This window comes from Streptomyces sp. NRRL B-24085, from assembly GCF_001282115.1.
Taxonomy (GTDB): domain Bacteria; phylum Actinomycetota; class Actinomycetes; order Streptomycetales; family Streptomycetaceae; genus Streptomyces.
Genome location: NZ_LJBR01000669.1, coordinates 1 through 1408 on the forward strand (window position 1 = coordinate 1; position 1408 = coordinate 1408).

General features: G+C 74.7%; 2 protein-coding genes and 1 pseudogene. All 3 read right to left on the minus strand.

What is annotated here, in order from left to right:
- Positions 1-569: FAD-dependent oxidoreductase (locus AOJ26_RS45325; protein ID WP_420713326.1), on the minus strand; the 569-nt coding region annotated here is incomplete at its 3' end.
- 109 nt (positions 570-678) lie between these two features.
- Positions 679-876 (minus strand): annotated as a pseudogene (locus AOJ26_RS45330) (FAD-dependent oxidoreductase); the annotation flags it as partial.
- Positions 877-1047: 171 nt separating this feature from the next.
- The coding region (locus tag AOJ26_RS41055; RefSeq protein WP_143663704.1) for a DUF1731 domain-containing protein at positions 1048-1408 on the minus strand (361 nt) is incomplete at its 5' end.

Here is a 1408-nt window from a genome sequence, read left to right on the forward strand (position 1 = left end):
TGGAAGTCCGGCACCCGCAGCCCCGGCAGCAACCGGGCCGCGGCCCGCGCGTCCGTCGCCAGCAGCACCGCCCGGCACCGGACCTCACCGTGCTCGGCCGTGGTCACCGAGGTGGTCGCGACCGACGTGACCCGCACGCCCGTGTGCACGGTCCCCGCCGGCAGGGTCTGCGCGAGCAGCTCCGGGAGCGTCTCCGCGCCCCCCTCCGGCACACACAGCCGTCCGCCCGCGAAGGCCCGCAGCGCGAGGTCGGCGCACCGGCTGGACGTCGTCAGCGCGGGGTCGCACAGCAGCGCGGCGAGCAGCGGGCGCAGGAACCCGTCGATCGTGCGCGCGGGCAGCCCCCGGGCCGCGAGCGCCTGCCCGGCGGGAAGTTCGCGGCGCGCGAGGAGGCGTTCGACGGGCACGTGGGCGAGCCGGGTGAGCGCGGCGCCGAGCCGGGCCTGGTCGACGGCACCGCCGAGCGGCGTGGTCCCGCGGGGCGCGCGGGACACGGTCGCCTGGCCGGCACCGGGCAGCACCCGGAAGGCGGCCCGCCGGGACGCGGCCACCAGCCCCGGCCCCGGCACCCCCCGAGCGGCCACCCGGTGGTGGCGCCCGTCGCGTGCAGAGGACCCCCGGCGCGAACGGGCGCAGTACGAGCCCGTCGAGGCCGGGGGTCAGACGCAGTTCCGGATACGCCGTGGACAGCAACTGTCCGATCCGGTCGAGCCGGAAGCCGTCGACCTTCTCCGTCGACATGCGGCCGCCCACACCGGGGGCGGCCTCCAACACCGCGACGGTCACTCCTTGGCTGGTCAGCCGATGAGCCGCGGAGAGTCCGGCGACCCCGGCTCCCACGATCACGACGTCCGCCTGGTACGCGGGTGCAAGCACGTGCCCCTCCTCGAGGTTGCGCGGCCGGTGGAGACGTCATGCCCCCAACTGGCTCCGGGGATACCCGAGTTCTGGTCGAGGGTAGGGCTGTGATCGGTCAGGGACAGTCGCGCATCGACAGGGCACGGTCGCACACCGGTCGCATGTCGTCACATACGGCCACGGAAACGCTCACGCCGCTCGGATCGCCCCTTCGATGTCCGGGAACGCGAACGTGAAGCCCGACTCCAGCAGCCGTGTGGGCCGTACCCGTGCGCTGCCGAGCACGTCCCCGGCCATCTCGCCGAGCACGGCCCGCAGGACCGGCGCGGGGACCGCGAAGAGCGTCGGCCGGTGCAGCACACGGCCCATCGCCTCGGTGATCTCACGGTTCGTCAGGGGTTCGGGGGCGGTGAGGTTGAACGGCCCAGACAGCCCGTCGCTCTCCAACAGGTGCCGGATCGCGGCGACTTCGTCGTGCAGCGCGATGAACGACCAGTACTGGCCCCCGTCGCCCATCCGCCCGCCCAGCCCCGCCTGGAACAGCGGGAAC